This window comes from Mucilaginibacter sp. OK268 (genome assembly GCF_900103125.1).
Classification (GTDB): Bacteria; Bacteroidota; Bacteroidia; order Sphingobacteriales; family Sphingobacteriaceae; genus Mucilaginibacter.
The window spans coordinates 281,038-299,844 of record NZ_FNJV01000004.1; the positions used below are offsets into that span (position 1 = coordinate 281,038).

Below are 18,807 nucleotides of genomic sequence, written 5' to 3' on the forward strand. Positions count from 1 at the left end.
TATACTGGTAAATAAAATAAAGTATTGGTTTTATTTATCAACAGTAGGGCATAATAACTGTCTGAAAAAATTTACAACATGTGTTAATATTCGCCAAAAACGTGGCGCAGTGTGTCAGCAATTTCCCCCAATGTGGCATAACACTCTACAGCAGTGAGGATAAAGGGCATTAAATTTTCCTGGCCTTTGGCTGCTTCCTGCAATTGTTGTAAACTTATAGCTACTGCTTGATTGTCCCTGCTGCTTTTTAATGTTGATAATTTTTCTGTTTGCATCTTACGGATACTGTCATCCACCCTGAAAACATTTAGCTCGGCAGCTTCCTGCTGGGTAAAGCGGTTTACACCTACCAATACCTTTTCGCCGCTTTCAATATCGTTTTGATATTGGTAAGCCGATGCAGCTATCTCTTGCTGGATGTAATCCTGTTCAATAGCTTTAACAGCGCCACCCATGGCATCTATCTTGTCGATGTATAATTGCGCGGCTGCCTCTATCTCATCGGTTAGGGCCTCTATAAAATAAGAGCCGGCCAATGGGTCAACCGTATCGGTAACACCGCTTTCAAAAGCGATGATCTGCTGGGTGCGCAACGCTATTTTGGCTGCAGCTTCGGTTGGTAAGGATAAAGCCTCGTCGTACCCGTTGGTATGTAACGATTGTGTGCCGCCCAGCACCGCGGCCAAAGCCTGGTTACTTACCCTGATGATGTTATTCAACGGTTGCTGCGCCGTTAAAGTAGAGCCCCCGGTTTGGGTATGGAAACGTAACTTTTGCGCGCCAGCATCAGTCGCACCCAGTTGTTTGGTGATGTGTGCCCACATGCGGCGGGCTGCCCTGAATTTGGCTATTTCTTCAAAAAAATTGTTGTGGCAATTAAAAAAGAAGGATAAACGTTTGGCAAACACATTAATATCTAATCCCTTGTCCAGCGCTGCTTTTAAATAAGCTTTGCCATTGGCCAGGGTAAAGGCCAGTTCCTGCACAGCAGTTGAACCGGCTTCGCGGATGTGATAGCCGGATATGGATATGGTGTTCCACTTAGGCACCTCTTTGCTGCAATATTCAAACACGTCGGTTATCAGCCGCATGGATGGCGCTGGTGGATATATATAAGTACCACGCGCGGCATACTCCTTTAATATATCGTTTTGTACCGTTCCGGAGATCTGCTTCAGGTCGGCTCCTTGTTTTTTGGCCAGGGCTATGTACATGGCCAGTAAAATGGGTGCCGTGGCGTTGATGGTCATGGAGGTGGTGATATCCTTGAGGGCTATGCCATCAAACAATATCTCTATATCTTTTAAGGAGTCAATGGCTACCCCTACCTTACCTACTTCTCCCTCGGCAAGCTCATGGTCTGAGTCGTACCCGATCTGGGTGGGCAGGTCAAACGCTACAGAAAGACCGGTTGTACCCTGTCCCAGCAAATAATGGTATCGTTTGTTGGATTCCTCGGCGGTAGAAAAACCCGCGTATTGGCGCATGGTCCAGGCTTTGCCCCGGTACATATCTTTTTGGATACCGCGGGTGAACGGAAATTCACCGGGTAGCTCATCCATAGCGGATGGCTGGGTATAAACCTCTTTAATTTCGATGCCCGATGTGGTGCTGAACTTTTTTTCGGCCATGAGGTTAAAATAATTCTTCTATATCCTGCCTAACCAAACCTGTGGCTATTTCATATGGATCCTGCTCCAACTGACTTAGATGGATCAGCATAGTTTTGCTCATCTCGGTGCCTGAAGCATCCGGCGGGAGAGTCTTAATGGTATTGTTCACCAGGGTCAGTGTATCATCCTTTACCCTTTTTACTACGTTCCATACCCTAACGCTCACGTAAATTTGCTGGGTAACATTATGCTGAAACTCGTTCCGGATCTCGGTAACAACCATCATGTGCAGTTCGGCTGCAGACAAGCCCGGAGTATTAAGGCGGAGAAGCATACTGGCAGGGTTAACCCTTTCAATAAATAAGATGACCCGCTCATAAGCCTGCAGGCGTAGCGGTAAAGTTTGACTGCTAACGGCTCTTTTTAATTCCAGTACCTGCACTTGCTGGGCCTTGTCAAGATAAGGCTTAAATAAATACAGCGCAACCCACACCACCCCGATGCCCGCAATAGTATATTTTAAAATATCAAGTATATAGGGTAATGTTTGCATGTTTTATAAAATGTTAAACTGAGGTCATAAAATACCGGTTGCAACAAAAATCTACATTTTACATTATATTTGTATAGTTAAATAAAAATAAGATGAGTACTGCTGTTGAAATTGCACCGGTAACCTTTACTCCAGGAGCCGTTAAAGAACTTTTTAAATTGAAGGATCAGCAAGAGATAGGCGACGATTTTGGCCTGCGTGTTGGTGTTGAAGGTGGTGGCTGCTCGGGCATGAATTATGTGCTTGGCTTTGATCAAAAAAAGGATGGCGACCAGGAATATGATATTGATGGTATAAGGGTATTTATGCATAAAGCCCATGGCTTGTACCTGGCAGGCATGCAAATTGATTTTCAGGACGGTTTAAATGCCCGCGGATTTACCTTTAATAACCCCAATGCTGCCAGTACCTGCGGCTGTGGTACTTCATTTGCGGTATAAACTACAGGTTTTAAGATATTATGAAGAGGCAGCCCATGGGCTGCCTCTTTTGTTTACTTTGATTTTTCAGCGGCCAGGCTCTTTTTGATTGCTTTATCAATCCACTGCTCCCAGCCCGGGCCGTATCCCGTGGTATTATACCTCACAATGCCCTGCTTATCAACTACCACATTAGTTGGGTATTGACGTATACCAAACAGATCTGCATAAGTTTTCCCATTAACAACCTGATGATAGCTGAAAGGGGATGTTTTGATGAAGTCTTCAACATCACTTTTATTATCCAAACAAATGGCTATAAAAATAATATCAGAATCATTAGGATAACTGGCAACTATTTTATTCAACTCAGGGATTTCCTGTCGGCATGGGGGGCAATTAATAAACCAAAAGTTAAGCACCACCACTTTGCCGGCCCAGGCCTCTGTATTAAATTTAAACTTGTTAATGCCGCCAATGGAAAATGGTTTTATGGGTTCCCCATTATTAAAATAAGGACCTTGCGGTGGCTCAGGCATATTAGCGTAACGCTCTGCTATTTCTTCTGCCGAAAGCTGGGTTAAGATAAGGCCGGCATTTTGATCTCCCGGCACTTTAAATGTAAAACGATACTGGCCGGTTATGAGTTTGTTATGCCAGTTTTCATAGGGTAAAGTATTACCGGCTGAGTCAAGAACTAATGTGCTTTGATCAGGAGGATGAAACGCTACCGTTTTCTTAACCGTGTTGGTAGTTTGGGCGTGGCAGGATAAATAACAATAAAAGCTAATGACAAAAAACAGGAGGTACTTTTTCATGAGGTAAGGTTTGTGATGTTTATAAAGATATTATCTATTTATAAACCGTGCAAATGATATAATAACTTATAGGTTAAATATTAAAACGTGATTTTATTTATTATAACGGTTGAGTTTGCTGTAACAAAATGATGCAGTGCACAGTCAAACCGCAAAGTTTTTTTATTTTTATACCATGCCGGTAAAAACCTCCTACAAAGAAAATGTCTCCATTGCATTACAATCTATAGCCGGCAACAGGCTGCGTACATCGCTTACCTCGTTAATTATTGCTATAGGTATTATGGCCCTGGTGGGTATTTTAACCGCTATTGAGGGGATACGACAGTTTACTAATGATGCTTTTGCCGATCTGGGCGCCAATTCGTTCACTATTCAAAATCGTGGTGAAGGGCTCAACTTTGGCAATGGCGGAAATCATAAAGCTTACCCGGCAGTTACTTACGACCAGGCCGAACGGTTTAAAAAAACGTTTAAATTACCGGTTTTAACCGCCATCAATCTGGATGTGACAGGTACGGCTGTGGCTAAATACGGCAATCAAAAAACAAATCCGAATATTTCTATTTCTGGATCCAATGAAAATTATCTGGCTACCAGCGGGAAAAAATTATCCTTCGGGCGTAATTTTTCATCATCAGAGCTGGAACATGGCGCCAACGTGGTACTTATTGGTGACGAGATCAAATCAAAACTTTTTAAAAAGGAAGACCCGATAAACAAGTCGCTTTTTATTGGTAGTAATAAATACCGTATAGTTGGCGTAATCGCGTCAAAAGGCTCCAGCTCATTTGGCGGCGATAAATTCTGTATTATACCCATACTTAAAGCTAAGCAGATAGATACGGTGCGCAACATCTCCTACACTATAACTATTAAGGTTGCCAATCCCGGCGCCCTTGATGCATCCATAGGTGAGGCTACCTCTTTATTCCGGAACATTCGTGGCCTCAACATCGCCAACGATACTAATTTTGATATTACCCGGAGCGATTCTATACAGAAAGAACTTTCGGGCCAGTTAATGGGTATTACTGTCGCGGGTTTTGCCATCGGTATCATTACCCTCATCGGGGCGGCAATAGGGCTCATGAACATTATGCTGGTATCTGTTACCGAACGTACGCGCGAGATAGGTGTGCGTAAGGCTATCGGGGCAACACCAGCGGTGATCCGCAAGCAGTTTTTAATAGAGGCTATTGTGATATGCCTTATAGGCGGGGCTGTTGGTATATTGTTAGGAATGGCAATAGGTAACCTAATAGCTGTTCAAATTAGCGGAACATTTGTGGTGCCCTGGGCATGGCTGTTCTTTGCCGTGCTGTTATGTACTTTTATTGGTTTGATATCAGGCTATTATCCGGCAAAAAAGGCCTCCAGGCTTGACCCGGTAGAAGCATTGAGATACGAATAAGAGGAGAAGCAAGAAATAAGAGTCAAGAACCAAGACCCATTTTTCATATCTTGATTCTTGACTCTTATTTCTTGCTTCTCCCTACATCAACAAAGTGTTTTTCAGCGGGTAATCAAAGAGTAACTTCTCGATGTAAGTAGTACGCAGAGCATCCTTTAGCGCCGCTGCGTGTTTGGGATGGTGCATATCACTTGATATAAAATCGATCAGCTCATTGTCTATCAGGCTTTCGGCCATTTTCTTTGCTTCACGGCCATAGTACCCGGTTAACGAAATGGTATTCAGCTGGAAATTACAACCCCAGGTATGCAGGTTTTTAAACTGTTCCAGATCCATATAAGGATACCTTTCTGGGTGGGCGAGGATCGGTTTATAGCCCATGTCGTTCATCTTTTGAATAACCGTTATAGCGTTTGGCGGTTTATTGATGAACGAAAACTCAAATAAGGCATAATTGTCGCCCATGGTAAGCAACCTGCGTTCATCTACACGGGCTTCAAAGGTTTCATCGAAATAATGCTCGGCGGCTGCTTCAACGGGTATGTCAATGTTTTCCTTTATCAGCTCAGCTTTTAGTATGTTAAGCGCGTTATTAATGGTTTCGGGTGTGTTCCTGTAAAAATCAACCATTATATGCGGGGTCGCAATAATCTTTTTTATCCCCAGCTCTATCATCTTCCGAATCAGGATAATGGAGTCTTCTGGTGTTTTGGCACCATCATCTATTCCGGGCAATACATGTGAGTGCATATCAACCATGATCGAATCATAGTTAAAGTTCGCATGCCTTTCCTTTTTCTTTTTAAATAACCCAAACATAATATTCGCAGTTAATTATTTTTCTGGCGCTCATGCGTACGGTGCAGTTAACGGTTAGCATATTGTTCACTGTAGTATTGCTGATAATGGCCTGATGTAACGTTTTCCAACCATTCTTCATTAGCCAGGTACCAGTCTACTGTTTTTTCCAGTCCTTCTTCAAATGTTATTCCGGGTACCCAACCTAATTCATCTTTAAGTTTGGATGCATCTATGGCATATCTTAGATCATGTCCCGCCCTGTCTGTTACAAAGGTGATCAGTTTGGCTGATTCTCCTTCGGCCCTACCCAGTTTCTTATCGAGTATAGTACATAACAAATTAATCAGGTCAATGTTCTTCCATTCGTTATGACCACCGATGTTATAGGTTGATCCTGCTTTAGCTTTATGGAAAATAAGGTCGATAGCGCGGGCATGGTCTTCTACCCAAAGCCAGTCGCGGATATTTTCGCCCTTGCCATATACCGGTACGGGTTTGCTTTGTTTAATGTTGTTAATAGCCAAGGGTATCAGCTTTTCAGGAAAGTGATAGGAACCATAGTTATTAGAGCAATTGGATAGTACGGTGTTCATACCATAGGTATCCTGATAGGCACGCACAAAATGGTCGGAGCTGGCTTTTGATGCCGAGTATGGCGAATGCGGATCGTAGGCAGTCTCTTCGGTAAACATGCCATCATCGCCCAGGGTGCCATAAACCTCATCGGTTGAAACATGGTAAAAACGGGTTTGATCGTAACGCCCTTTCCAGTTTTCACGGGCCGCGTTAAGCAGGTTAACGGTACCTACTACATTGGTCATCACAAATTCCAGCGGACTTACAATAGAGCGGTCAACGTGCGATTCTGCAGCCAGGTGTATCACCGCGTCTGGCTGTTCGGTGGCAAACAATTCGTTAATAAAAGCTATATCAACTATATCGCCTTTTACAAAGCGGTAATTAGGCTCGTTCTCAATATCAGTAAGGTTTGCCAGGTTACCTGCATAAGTTAGTTTATCTAAATTGACAATAGTGTAATCAGGGTAGTTTTTTACAAAACGGCGCACCACATGCGATCCTATAAAACCAGCACCACCTGTAATAATGATCTTTTTCATCTGTAAATGTTTAATAGACGCCAATTACACGAATTTTATCGAATTTCACGAATCAAATTGTACTGATAAAAAAGCTTCAATTAGTGAAATTCGATAAAATTCGTGTGATTAGTGTTTGTTTTTTATAAAGGATTTTGTGATATATATTTTTCCCACTCCCAGGCCGATAACATCATGGTTTCAACGCCCAGTTCGGCTTTCCAGCCCAGTTTATTAGTTGATTTGGTTACATCGCCCCAAACTTTTTCTACATCACCTGCACGGCGCGGGCCAATCTGGTAATTTAATTTTACACCGGTGGTGCGTTCAAAGGCGTGTATCACCTCTAATACGGTGCTGCCATTACCAGTGCCAATATTAAATACGTCATAACCGGTAAAGCTTTCTTTTTCGGCCAGTTTTAGAGCTGCCACATGCGCTTTGGCTAAATCAACTACGTGTATATAGTCGCGGACACAGCTACCATCTGCAGTATCATAATCATTGCCAAATACGGTCAGTTTTTCGCGTTTGCCAATAGCTGTCTGGGTGATAAAAGGAACCAGGTTTTGTGGTACACCGATAGGTAGCTCGCCTATAAGCGCGGTTTCATGCGCTCCTACCGGATTGAAATATCTTAGTGCTATTACCTTATAGTTACTACCAGAGGCTATCGTATCTCTCAGGATCTCTTCGGCTATTTGTTTAGTGTTACCATAAGGAGATTCTGCCGGTTTCACCGGTGCAGCTTCGGTAACGGGTAATATGTCTGGCTGTCCGTAAACGGTGCAGCTTGATGAAAAAATAAAATTTAGTGGTTTACCGTAATAAGCATCCAGCAAATTAATGAGGGAGTAAAAATTATTGCGGTAATATTTTAATGGTTTTTGTACCGACTCACCTACTGCCTTAAAAGCGGCAAAATGAATAATGCCATCAATATCAGGCTCGTTAACGGCCAGCTCCTTTACACTGTGCTCATTGCTCAGATCAAGTTTATGGAAAACGGGTTTGTAGCCTATTATCCGGGCTATCTGATCCAGTATTTTAGGGTCGGAGTTTGACAGGTCATCAACTATAACAGGTTCATAACCTGCATTTACCAATTCAACAACGGTATGGGAGCCAATAAAACCCAAACCGCCGGTTACTAATATCTTCATTTTAAGTAGGGTATGTTATTTATTATAGTACGCAAAATCCTTGTGGTTTATTTCTTTTTCGGGCAAGGATTTAAAATAATCCAAAGTGATTTTTAAGCCCTCGCTCCTGGATACTTTGGGCTCCCAGCCTAAAATCGCTTTGGCCTTGGTAATATCAGGCCGGCGTTGTTTGGGGTCATCAACCGGCAATGGTAGGCTGATGAGTTTTTGATCGGTACCGGTTAGCTTAATGATCTCCTCGCCAAATTGTCTGATAGTGATCTCATCAGGGTTGCCTATGTTCACCGGCTGTGCATAATCACTATGCAACAGGCGGTATATGCCTTCAACCAGGTCATCCACGTAACAAAATGAGCGGGTTTGTGAACCATCGCCAAACATGGTTAATGATTCGCCCCTTAAAGCCTGGCCAATAAAAGCGGGTAATACACGCCCGTCATTTAACCGCATACGCGGACCGTAGGTATTAAATATCCGTACTATACGGGTTTCTAGCCCATGAAAGGTATGGTAAGCCATGGTAATGGCTTCCTGGAAACGTTTGGCCTCGTCATAAACCCCCCGTGGACCTACCGGGTTTACATTACCCCAATATTCTTCGGGCTGTGGGTTAACGTTCGGGTCGCCGTAAACCTCCGATGTAGAGGCGATCAGCATCCGGGAACCTTTGGCCCGGGCCAGTCCCAGCAAGTTATGCGTACCCAATGAACCCACCTTTAAGGTTTGTATAGGTATTTTTAAATAATCAATAGGGCTTGCAGGCGAGGCAAAATGCAGTATGTAATGCAGTTCGCCAGGAACATACACAAACTTAGATACATCATGGTTATAAAACTCAAAATTCTCCAGTTTAAACAAGTGTTCAATATTACGCAGATCGCCGGTGATCAGGTTATCCATGCCAATTACATGATAGCCTTCTTTGATGAACCTATCGCATAGGTGCGAGCCCAAAAAGCCGGCAGCTCCGGTTATTAATATCCGTTTAGGGGTTGACATATTTATTCCGTTATTACGAGTGAGTGGTTGATTAGGTGAGCAGGTGAATGGTTAAGTGAAAACAGCTATAAACTATTATAACTTAATCAACTACTCACTCAATCAACTACTCTCCTCATATTGTAATTATTGTTATTACTTTTATGCCCGGCTAAGATAATCATTCATACTTAAATTGATGTTTTTATATAACATTGGGATCAAATTATATTACTTCGCTATATGGCTCGCTTCGTTTTTTAACACAAAAGCCGGCCTGTGGATAAAGGGTCGCCTGCAACAAAAACTGGTCAGTTTTAAGAGCAGTATCTGGTTCCATTTTGCCTCCCTGGGTGAATTTGAACAGGGGCGGCCAATTCTGGAGGCTATGCGTGAGCAGTATCCCGGCAAAAGTATTGTGGTTACTTTTTTTTCACCCTCAGGCTATGAGATCAGGAAAAATACCCCGCTTGCCGACGCGGTTTATTACCTGCCTTTGGATACCCCCAATAATGCCCGCGATTTTATTGCCGCCATAAAACCGGATATGGCCATTTTTACGAAATACGAATACTGGTATCATTATTTTAAGGAGTTGAACCGGCAGCATATTCCACTATATATAGTCTCCGGTATATTCAGACCCGGGCAGGTATTCTTTAAATGGTATGGCGGTTTGCACCGTAAAATGTTAGGCTTTGTTACCCATTTCTTTTTACAGGATGAAAACTCCAAACAGTTGCTTAACCATCTTGGGTTTACCAACGTAACTGTAAGTGGCGACACCCGTTTTGACCGGGTATGGGCCAATGCGCAAAGCCCAAGAGAGATAGCAGGCGTAAGCGAATTTAAGAACGCCCAAAAGCTTTTTATTGCAGGCAGCACCTGGCCCGAAGATGAAAAGCTGCTGGCCACTTTGCCTGTACTATATCCCGACTGGAAATTTATTTTTGCCCCGCATGAGATTGGTGAGGAAAAAATAAATAACCTGATCAATCTGCTACCAAAGGGTACAGTTGTGAAATACTCTGAATTAAAAGATGTTCAATCGGATCTCACATCTCATATCTCAAATCTCACATCTCTTGTTATCGATAACATCGGTATGCTGTCATCCTTATATGCCTATGGCGAAATAGCGTACATTGGAGGTGGCTTTGGTGCCGGTATCCACAATACACTTGAAGCCGCAGCCTTTGGTTTACCCGTAATTTTTGGTCCGCATTATTTAAAGTTTAACGAAGCACGAGAACTGATAGCACTAAAAGCAGGTTTCAGTATCAGCGATGAAACACAACTAAAAGGTATTGTGGATACTTTAATTACCGACGAAACATTTTATGCTGTAACCAGCAAAAAAATATACAACTACGTACAGGAGCATACCGGGGCAACAAAAATGATCATGGAACATATAGATGTGCAGATGTGCAGATGATAGATGTGCGGATGTTTTTGTCTGAACCGGAATTTATGAATTAATAGAATTTGCACATCTATAATTATAATCTGCACATTTGCACATCAAAAAATAATGGGTTTTTTACATCTGCCCGGTTTGGGTAAAGCGCATTTTCATGAATATGGTACCGGTCAGAAACCATTGCTGGCTTTTCATGGCTATGGCATGACGGGGAAGCAATTCCAGGTGCTTGAACAGTCCATATTACCCAAATATCATATTTACGGTTTCGATCATTTCTTTCACGGAGGCAGTAAGCTGGAAGGCTGGACAGAAGAGCAGATCACCGCTGGTATGCCCAAAAATATGGTGCATACGTATATGCAGGAATGGTTTAAAACCTATGGCGAACAGCGGTTTTCGGTGATGGGTTACTCCATAGGCGCCAACCTGGCTTTGATATTACTGGAAGAATACGCTCACTTAATTGATGATGTGATATTAATGGCACCGGATGGGCTGTCGGTATATAAAGGGTTTCATTTTTTATTGCATAACCCGCTGGGTAAATTCCTATTCAGGGGGGTAACCAAAAGCAAATGGCTGGCCCCTTTTGTGCTGAAAACCGCAAAGCGGGCAGGTATGATAGATGATAACCTGTACCAGATAGCCTATAATGAAATTGATACCGAACAAAAACGGCTGGATACTTATTATACCTTAAATTTGATCCGTTTACTGAAACCCGATGTGGAAAAAATAGCCGCTCAGATCAATCAGTATAAAATTAATTGCCAGCTGATATTTGGTAAGGATGATAAGCTGTTCCCCAAATCGGCAGCGATGCCTTTTATTGAAAAGCTGGATAATGCCGAGGTGCACGAACTGGCACTAGGGCACTGGTTGGTTATTAAAGCATTGGATGAATATTTAGTACAATAAATTATGTTGCCATCGCGCCAGAATGATACTTTAAGTAGAATGTTTTACCGCTTTATGCGCTGGTGGATGGGCCGTAATTTTAAAGAGATCAACCTACAGCCATTTGAACCACGCCCGGGGCATTCTATTCTGCTGCTCACCAATCACTTTAGCTGGTGGGACGGCTTTTTCGCCAACTACGCCGCCTTTAACAACTTAAAGCGCCGCCTTTATATCATGATGCAGCATGATCATTTTTTAAAACACTGGTATTTTAAATACCTGGGGGCTTTTTCCATGAAAAAAGGCTCGCGCGAAATGCTGGAGTCATTAACCTATTCGGCTGGTTTGCTGAACAACCCCGAAAACCTGGTCACTATATTTCCGCAGGGGGCGCTTTACTCCAATCATGAAACGTACATCCATGTTGAAAATGGTATTGAGCGATTGATTAAACAGATCAAGGGCCCCTGCCAGATAGTTTACCAATGTACGCTGATCGATTATTTTGAAGGTCTGAAACCACGGGCCTACATGCATCATTTTGACTGCGGCGTTGCGGGCGAGGTGCCCTTTGAAGAGCTGAAACAACACATCAACGATTTTCATCAGCAGGCCTTAAAAAAACAGGCTAATATGGAGCACTGATAGCTGTTATTAGTTAACTTGCGATAGCATGCTGTACGATAAAAAGAACTTTTTTATTAATCGCTTTATGCACTACTATATCAGGTGGATAGTTGGCAGGCATTTTTATAATTTATCGTTTAACAGTATTGAAACCGATCCTCAAAGATCAATCCTGCTCATCAGCAACCACTTTAGTTTTTGGGACGGATTGATATTATACTGTGTTAATGATAGACTGTTAAAAAAGAAACTTCACGTGATGATGCTGGAAGATACGGCCCGTAAAGCACCGGCGTTAAGATATGCAGGCGCCTTTTCGGTCAATAAAAATTCCAGGGATGTGTTACAGTCACTAAACTATGCCGCCCAACTGCTTGATGATCCGCAAAACCTGGTATTGATATTTCCGCAGGGAAAACTTTATTCGAATTTTGTCGACAAGGTATATTTTGAAAAGGGGATCTGGCGGATAATAGAACAGGCCCGGGATAATTTCAGGCTTGTATTTTCGGCAACATTTATTCAGTACTTAAAACATAAAAAGCCAACGGCCACCGTTTACTTAAAAAGCATCGATGGAAATTCGGCTTATAAAAGTATAGATGAGCTTGCGAAGGCTTATCAGCAGCATTACGATTTATCAAAACAAAGTGAAACCGAAATAATATTATAAAAGTGATCATTGCCATATCAATAACCCTCTTTTTTATTGTTCTGCGTTTTACAGTAACCCTGTTTAATTTTATATCCAACCCTAAATTGCACCGGGTAGCTAAGGCCTATCAGGACAAAGTATCCATCCTCATCCCGGCCCGTAACGAAGCTGGGAATATCCTTTTGTTGTTACAATCTATCCATCAGCAAGAGTATCAAAATTATGAGGTGATCATACTGGATGATGAATCAACCGATGATACTTATGCCGTTTGTTCGACTTTTGCTGAAAATCACCCGCATTTCCGGGTGATAAAAGGCGGCAAATTACCCGATGGCTGGATAGGTAAAAATCACGCCTGCTACCAACTGGCCCAGCAGGCTGATGGTAAGTATTTGCTTTTTCTGGATGCTGATGAAGAGGTAAAAGATGGTTTGATCAATAGCGCGGTGCACCGGATGCACCTGCACCAGTTGGGCTTGCTGAGCCTGTTCACTAACCAACAAATGGAAACTCCAGGCGAAAGGGCCGTTGTACCGCTCATGCACTTTATACTGCTAAACTTATTGCCTGTACGCTTGATATACCTGGTGAAAAATGCATCGGTAGCGGCAGCAAGCGGGCAGTTTATGCTGTTTGATGCCTTTACTTATCACAAACATCAATGGCACAAAGCGGTAAAAAATAAAGTAGTGGAGGATGTAGAGATCATGCGGTTGATTAAAGCCAACACTTATAATGGCGAATCGCTGCTGGCCAATGGCATGATCAGCTGCCGTATGTACAAAAGCTATAACGAGGCCATAAACGGATTTAGTAAAAACTTCCTGGCGGCTTTTAATTACAGCATTATCGGCTTTTTAATCTACATTGTGCTCATTATCGGTGGACCGATGATCGTGATCATGACCTTAAATTTACCTCTGTTGTTCTTTATGCTGGGACTAATTGCGTTGAGCCGTATCATGATCTCGTTGTTATCAGATCAGAGCCCGGTGAGCAACATTATCATGCACCCTGTACAAATGTTCAATATGCTGATCATCGCGGCTCTATCCATACAAAAGTATCTCACCAAAACCACGGTATGGAAAGGGCGCAGGATTTGAAAAATCCATTGAACATGATCGCTACAAGATCGCAGCGTGTATCCATTATCATCATTATATTATTTCATGTGGTTGGCTTGGTAGGATGCTCCCTGCCGGCAACCGATGTGTTATTTTTAAAACTGGTGCCCTGGCATTTACTACTGATGACGATCGTCATTATATACAATCATCATCAATTGGATGGCCGCTTTTTTCTTTTTGCCCTGCTTGTTTTTGTTATTGGTTTTATGGCAGAACTAATAGGCGTGCATACCGGTTGGTTATTTGGCAACTATGCTTATGGCGAAACACTGGGCATCCAATTGTTCCGGATACCGCTGATGATTGGTGTAAATTGGTTTTTGCTGATCTACTCCACCGGGGTATTGCTGCAAAGAAGCCGCATTAAAAACAAGGCTATAAGAATACTAACAGGTGCCATTATCCTGGTATTGTTGGATATATTGATAGAGCCCATGGCCATTCATTTTGATTACTGGCACTGGGCAAATAGCCATATCCCCCTAAAAAATTATGTTTGCTGGTTTGGGTTGAGCGCATTGTTGCTCTTTGTTTTTGATCAATTTAAGTTTAAGCTGCAAAGTATAGTGGCCCCCGCGCTTCTGATCATGCAGTTTTTGTTTTTTATGGGCTTGGGGATATTGAACTGAGGTGCCCACCCCCCTGCTACACACTCTGGCGCAAGTCTTGTGTCGTGGGATTGTGGGGGCTGACTTGTGACATTACCATGCTCATAAACACAAGTCATCAACCCACCAGCAACCGCACAAGACTTGCGCTAAAGAAAGCAATAACAATGCATTAAGCTAAGCGTTATTATAAAAACATTACCATCAACGTTTTTTTTGCTGTAAATTTGCAACACCATGGGAGAGTATCAGTTAAAGGTTACTATTGATCAGGATTCGGGCTTTTGTTTCGGGGTGGTTTATGCTATTGATATGGCCGAAGAAATACTGGCCGAGGATGGCTACCTGTATTGCCTGGGCGATATTGTGCATAACGACGAAGAAGTGGAACGACTGAAAGCGCTGGGCTTGCGGATTATTGAACATAGCGAGCTGGCAAACCTGCGTAACGAAAAAGTGCTGATCCGCGCACATGGTGAGGCCCCTGATACTTACCGCACCGCTTTAGAGAATAATATTACGCTGATAGATGCCTCCTGCCCGGTGGTTTTAAAACTGCAAAACCGCATCAAGACCTCGTACGATGCTAATGAGAAGATCCTGATTTTTGGTAAACACGGTCATGCCGAGGTTATTGGCCTGGAAGGACAAACCAACAACGAGGCCCTTGTTTTCCAGGATATTGCCGAGCTGGACAATGTAGAGCTTCCGCAAAACATTACGCTGTACACTCAGACCACCAAAAGCATGGAGAAGTTTTATGGTATAAAGGATGAACTGATATCCCGTGGATACAACCTTAAAGCAAACGATACTATTTGTCGCCAGGTATCCAACCGGGATAAGGATCTGCCCAAATTTGCGCGCCAATTTGATAAGGTCGTTTTTGTATCTGGTCGCAAATCGTCAAACGGAAAGGTGTTGTTTGAAGTATGCCGCAAGCATAATCCCAATACCTACTTTATATCATCAGCAAGCGAGCTGGATAAGACTACCTTTTCACCAAATGATACCATTGGTATAGCCGGCGCCACATCAACCCCTATGTGGCTGATGCAGGACGTAAAGGCCGCGCTTGAACAATTTTAACAGCACGCTTTTTGCTGTTGTATGAGCATCATGCCAAAAAGCCCATCAAATACAGGTTTATTTATTGCCATGCTGGTTATGGGCAGCTGGGCGGTCAGCATTGTTTTATTAATGCGCTGGCATTTCAGCTTTGCTAATCCTTTGGTTTATTTATTGATGCTGGTTCAAATGCACCTGTATACGGGTTTATTCATCACCGCGCACGATGCCATGCACGGTACCGTATCATCCAACCGTACATTGAATAACATTACCGGGTACATCTGTACTCTTTTATATGCCTCGTTCTGGTATCCAAAACTATACACCAAACACCACGAGCACCATAACCACGTACATACTGCCAGCGACCCAGATTATCATGAAGGGAGTTTCTGGAGCTGGTATGTAAGATTTATTCGCAATTATCTTTCGATATGGCAAATTGTGGTGATGGCTGTTTTGTTCAATATTTTAAAAATTTGGATCCCCCAACCCAACCTGATTATGTTTTGGGTGGTACCCTCGCTGTTAAGCACGCTACAGTTATTTTATTTTGGTACTTATCAGCCCCATAAAGGCGAGCATGATAACGCTTATTTTGCCAGGAGCCAGCGGCGGAACCATGTATTGGCCTTTTTGAGCTGTTATTTTTTCGGCTATCATTATGAACACCATGATTCGCCGGGGATACCCTGGTGGAAATTGTGGAGAGCCTTGCCAGAGCCCGGAAGGGGGAGCATAAAATAACGTCATTGCGAGCGATAGCGTGGCAATCCCCGATAAGCAGAGCCGCTCTGTACTTTAGGGATTGCCACGCTGCGCTCGCAATGACGCGCTTTGATAGGATGATTCCCCTACCAATCATTTATTTGTAATATATCCCCTCAAAATCTGTTAGGGGGCAATAATTTTATATTTTTGCGGCTGAAATAGTTATGGGTAAAAAAGCAGTTTTATTAGTGAATTTAGGTACGCCTGATAGCCCTTCAACGGCGGATGTACGTACTTATCTGAATGAGTTTTTAATGGATCCGAGGGTAATTGATATCAACCCTATATCACGTACGCTGTTAGTACGTGGATTGATAGCTCCGTTCAGGGCGCCAAAATCGGCTAAATTATACCAGGCCATTTGGGATAAGGAAACCGGTTCACCATTAATGCATTATAGCCTGCTGCAGCAAAAAGCCCTGCAACAACGCCTGGGCGATGAATACATTGTTGAACTGGCTATGCGTTACCAAAACCCTTCTATTGAATCGGCGCTGAACAGGCTTAAAGCCGCTTTGGTGGATGATATACAGGTTATCGCCCTGTTTCCACAATATGCGTCGGCTAGTACCGGTTCTGTTTATGATAAGGTGATGGAGCTGTTAATGCAATGGCCTACCAAACCTAATATATCCTTCGTGAACTCTTTTCATGATAACGAAGGCATGATTGCCACCTTTGCCGATAATGCTCAGAAATATAACCCGGAGAGCTACGATCACGTGTTGTTCAGCTTTCATGGTTTGCCGCAAAGGCAACTGGTTAAAGCCGATCATACCCAGAAGCATTGTTTAAAATTGAGCGACTGCTGCCAAACGCTCACCGATGCTAATAAAAACTGTTATTCGGCACAGTCGCACCATACCGCACAATTGATCGCCGAAAAACTGAATATTCCTAAAGATAAATATACCATCTGCTTTCAATCACGCTTGGGTAACGACCCATGGGTACAGCCCTATACCAGCGAAATTGTAACCAAACTGGCTAAAGAAGGTAAGAAAAGCCTGCTGGTATTTTGCCCCGCTTTTGTAGCCGATTGCCTGGAAACCGTTTACGAAGTAACTACCGAATACGGTGACGAGTTTAAAGCCCTCGGCGGCGAAAAAGTTCAGCTGGTTGAAAGTTTGAATGACTCGCCGATGTGGATAGATGCTTTGGAGAAAATGGTAAGGGAAAATTAAGAACAATATTTAACCATTACGTCATTGCGCAGCAATCCCTAACTATACAGAGAGGCTCTGCCTATCGGGGATTGCCACGCTGCGCTCGCAATGACGTGTTTTATAAAAGGAATTCTTTACTCCCTCAACCCCTCAATTTCCTTCAAAGTCTTTGGCAGATACTTACCCAGCAAATGACTGCCGGTATCGGTAATCAAAAAATTATCTTCAATACGGATGCCGCCAAAATCACGATAGGTGTTCAGTACATCGTAATTGATAAAATCGGCATACTTGTTTTCGGCTTTCCAGCGATCTATGAGCTCGGGGATGATGTAAATACCGGGTTCCACGGTAAGTACGTAGCCCGCTTCCAGCTCGCGACCAAGGCGCAAGGATTTCAATCCGAACACTGTTTCTTTTTTCAGCGTATCTGTATAACCTACATATGGTTCGCCCAGATCTTCCATGTCATGCGTATCCATGCCCAGCATGTGGCCAAGTCCGCATTGGAAAAACATGGTATGCGCACCGGCCGCAACGGCTTCGGCCGCGTCGCCTTTCATCAGGTTAACCTGTTTTAATCCCTCTACCAATTTTTGGCAGGCCGCCAGGTGAATATCTTTATAGCGTGTACCTGGTTTTAGCAGACTGATGGCGTGATTCATCGAATTTAGCACCACCTCGTATAATTCTTTTTGTTTATTGGTAAAACTGCGCCCAACCGGGAAAGTGCGGGTAAGGTCGCCGCCATAGTGCATGTCGTTTTCGGCGCCAATGTCACTCAATACCATGTTTCCATCCTGCAGGGTGTTGCCATAATAATGGGTATGCAGTGTTTGGCCATGTGTAGTGATAATGGCCGGATAACCCAGGCGACCGTTGGCTGCCGCTACTGCTTCGTTGGCTATGGCTACCAGCTCATATTCCTTAATACCGGGGCGGGTTGCTTTAATAACGGCCAGCTGCATATCTACGCTAATGGACACCGCTTTTTCCATCTCCTGGATCTCCAAAGGAGTTTTGATCACCCGCTGCGCGATCACCGCTTTAATCAACTTAACGGATACATGATCCTGCACATCCTCCAGGCTTACGTTAAACCAGGTAGCCAGTTTCATGCGGTTTTCGGGGCGGTAAGGTGGTAAAATATGTACTTTTCTGCCGGCTATCAGGGCCTTGTGTACATAGTGCAATATCTGATCAGATGGCTTTGTTTGGGTAACGCCAACCAGCCCCGCCATTTCGTGCACGGTAGGCAGGGTGCCTGTCCAGATGATATCGTCAATGGTTAGTTCGTTGCCAAAAACTACTTCTTCGCCGGTATCGGTATCAATTATGGCAGCCAGGTTTTGCACATCGAGGCCGAAGTAGTAAAGAAAAGTACTGTCCTGACGGAAGGGGTAGCAATTATCCTTATAGTTCATGCTGCTATCCTCGTTACCTAATAACAGGATAATACCATCTTGCCCGATATTTTGCTTTAATACATTTCTTCTGTCGGTATAAACCTGTTTGTCAAAAAGCTGAAGTTTCATAGGTTATTATAATTTATCAATATAGATTGGATGGTCAAATTTAGCGAATCGTACGGCAA

19 protein-coding genes are annotated in these 18,807 nt (G+C 43.2%); 11 read left to right on the forward strand and 8 right to left on the reverse strand.

Annotation, left to right across the window (positions count from 1 at the left end):
* Positions 1-83 precede the first annotated feature (83 nt).
* Together BLR84_RS15850 and BLR84_RS15855 are read right to left on the reverse strand one after the other, a co-directional pair.
* Positions 84-1,631, reverse strand: a complete 1,548-nt coding sequence (locus BLR84_RS15850; protein WP_090470004.1) for an acyl-CoA mutase large subunit family protein — start codon at positions 1,629-1,631, stop codon at positions 84-86.
* Between the two features lie 4 nt (positions 1,632-1,635).
* The gene (locus BLR84_RS15855) at positions 1,636-2,166 is read right to left on the reverse strand and encodes a DUF7935 family protein (RefSeq protein ID WP_090470007.1); all 531 of its coding nucleotides are present in this window, start codon (positions 2,164-2,166) and stop codon (positions 1,636-1,638) included.
* Positions 2,167-2,258: 92 nt separating this feature from the next.
* Here BLR84_RS15855 and BLR84_RS15860 point away from each other — a divergent pair, with 92 nt between their 5' ends.
* Entirely contained in the window at positions 2,259-2,606 is a 348-nt protein-coding gene (locus tag BLR84_RS15860; protein ID WP_076371805.1) for a HesB/IscA family protein, read from the forward strand.
* A gap of 53 nt (positions 2,607-2,659) precedes the next feature.
* Here the strand turns inward: BLR84_RS15860 and BLR84_RS15865 are convergent, their stop codons facing one another.
* Positions 2,660-3,403 carry a TlpA family protein disulfide reductase gene (locus tag BLR84_RS15865; protein ID WP_090470010.1) on the reverse strand — a complete coding sequence of 248 codons (744 nt, stop codon included), beginning with the start codon at positions 3,401-3,403 and terminating at the stop codon, positions 2,660-2,662.
* A 175-nt stretch (positions 3,404-3,578) separates the two neighbouring features.
* Here BLR84_RS15865 and BLR84_RS15870 point away from each other — a divergent pair, with 175 nt between their 5' ends.
* Positions 3,579-4,817 carry an ABC transporter permease gene (locus BLR84_RS15870; protein ID WP_090470375.1) on the forward strand — a complete coding sequence of 413 codons (1,239 nt, stop codon included), beginning with the start codon at positions 3,579-3,581 and terminating at the stop codon, positions 4,815-4,817.
* An 81-nt stretch (positions 4,818-4,898) separates the two neighbouring features.
* Here the strand turns inward: BLR84_RS15870 and BLR84_RS15875 are convergent, their stop codons facing one another.
* From BLR84_RS15875 to BLR84_RS15890, 4 genes are all read right to left on the reverse strand, one after another.
* Entirely contained in the window at positions 4,899-5,636 is a 738-nt protein-coding gene (locus tag BLR84_RS15875) for a tyrosine-protein phosphatase (protein WP_090470013.1), read from the reverse strand.
* A gap of 47 nt (positions 5,637-5,683) precedes the next feature.
* Positions 5,684-6,736, reverse strand: a complete 1,053-nt coding sequence (rfbB, locus tag BLR84_RS15880) for a dTDP-glucose 4,6-dehydratase (protein WP_090470015.1) — start codon at positions 6,734-6,736, stop codon at positions 5,684-5,686.
* Positions 6,737-6,858: 122 nt separating this feature from the next.
* On the reverse strand, positions 6,859-7,878 hold the full coding sequence (gene galE, locus BLR84_RS15885; protein ID WP_090470018.1) for a UDP-glucose 4-epimerase GalE: 1,020 nt from the start codon (positions 7,876-7,878) through the stop codon (positions 6,859-6,861).
* A gap of 15 nt (positions 7,879-7,893) precedes the next feature.
* Positions 7,894-8,877: a UDP-glucuronic acid decarboxylase family protein gene (locus BLR84_RS15890; protein ID WP_090470020.1), complete on the reverse strand. Its 984-nt coding sequence runs from the start codon at positions 8,875-8,877 to the stop codon at positions 7,894-7,896.
* A 178-nt stretch (positions 8,878-9,055) separates the two neighbouring features.
* Here BLR84_RS15890 and BLR84_RS15895 point away from each other — a divergent pair, with 178 nt between their 5' ends.
* The 9 genes from BLR84_RS15895 (at position 9,056) to hemH (ending at position 17,231) form a co-directional block, all read left to right on the forward strand.
* Positions 9,056-10,294, forward strand: coding sequence for a 3-deoxy-D-manno-octulosonic acid transferase (locus tag BLR84_RS15895; RefSeq protein WP_255366960.1), 1,239 nt, complete (start codon positions 9,056-9,058; stop codon positions 10,292-10,294).
* A 96-nt stretch (positions 10,295-10,390) separates the two neighbouring features.
* Entirely contained in the window at positions 10,391-11,200 is an 810-nt protein-coding gene (locus BLR84_RS15900; RefSeq protein WP_090470024.1) for an alpha/beta fold hydrolase, read from the forward strand.
* Between the two features lie 3 nt (positions 11,201-11,203).
* On the forward strand, positions 11,204-11,827 hold the full coding sequence (locus BLR84_RS15905; RefSeq protein WP_090470027.1) for a 1-acyl-sn-glycerol-3-phosphate acyltransferase: 624 nt from the start codon (positions 11,204-11,206) through the stop codon (positions 11,825-11,827).
* Between the two features lie 28 nt (positions 11,828-11,855).
* Positions 11,856-12,482: a lysophospholipid acyltransferase family protein gene (locus BLR84_RS15910; protein WP_090470030.1), complete on the forward strand. Its 627-nt coding sequence runs from the start codon at positions 11,856-11,858 to the stop codon at positions 12,480-12,482.
* A gap of 2 nt (positions 12,483-12,484) precedes the next feature.
* Positions 12,485-13,573, forward strand: a complete 1,089-nt coding sequence (locus tag BLR84_RS15915; protein ID WP_090470034.1) for a glycosyltransferase family 2 protein — start codon at positions 12,485-12,487, stop codon at positions 13,571-13,573.
* 14 nt (positions 13,574-13,587) lie between these two features.
* Positions 13,588-14,226, forward strand: a complete 639-nt coding sequence (locus tag BLR84_RS15920; protein ID WP_176852085.1) for a carotenoid biosynthesis protein — start codon at positions 13,588-13,590, stop codon at positions 14,224-14,226.
* 216 nt (positions 14,227-14,442) lie between these two features.
* Positions 14,443-15,294: a 4-hydroxy-3-methylbut-2-enyl diphosphate reductase gene (locus BLR84_RS15925; RefSeq protein WP_090470040.1), complete on the forward strand. Its 852-nt coding sequence runs from the start codon at positions 14,443-14,445 to the stop codon at positions 15,292-15,294.
* Positions 15,295-15,324: 30 nt separating this feature from the next.
* Positions 15,325-16,023: a fatty acid desaturase gene (locus tag BLR84_RS15930; RefSeq protein ID WP_090470377.1), complete on the forward strand. Its 699-nt coding sequence runs from the start codon at positions 15,325-15,327 to the stop codon at positions 16,021-16,023.
* Between the two features lie 188 nt (positions 16,024-16,211).
* Entirely contained in the window at positions 16,212-17,231 is a 1,020-nt protein-coding gene (gene hemH, locus BLR84_RS15935; protein WP_090470045.1) for a ferrochelatase, read from the forward strand.
* A gap of 116 nt (positions 17,232-17,347) precedes the next feature.
* Here hemH and BLR84_RS15940 read toward each other — a convergent pair whose 3' ends face one another.
* Positions 17,348-18,748, reverse strand: coding sequence for an aminopeptidase P family protein (locus BLR84_RS15940; RefSeq protein ID WP_090470047.1), 1,401 nt, complete (start codon positions 18,746-18,748; stop codon positions 17,348-17,350).
* Positions 18,749-18,807: the final 59 nt, after the last annotated feature.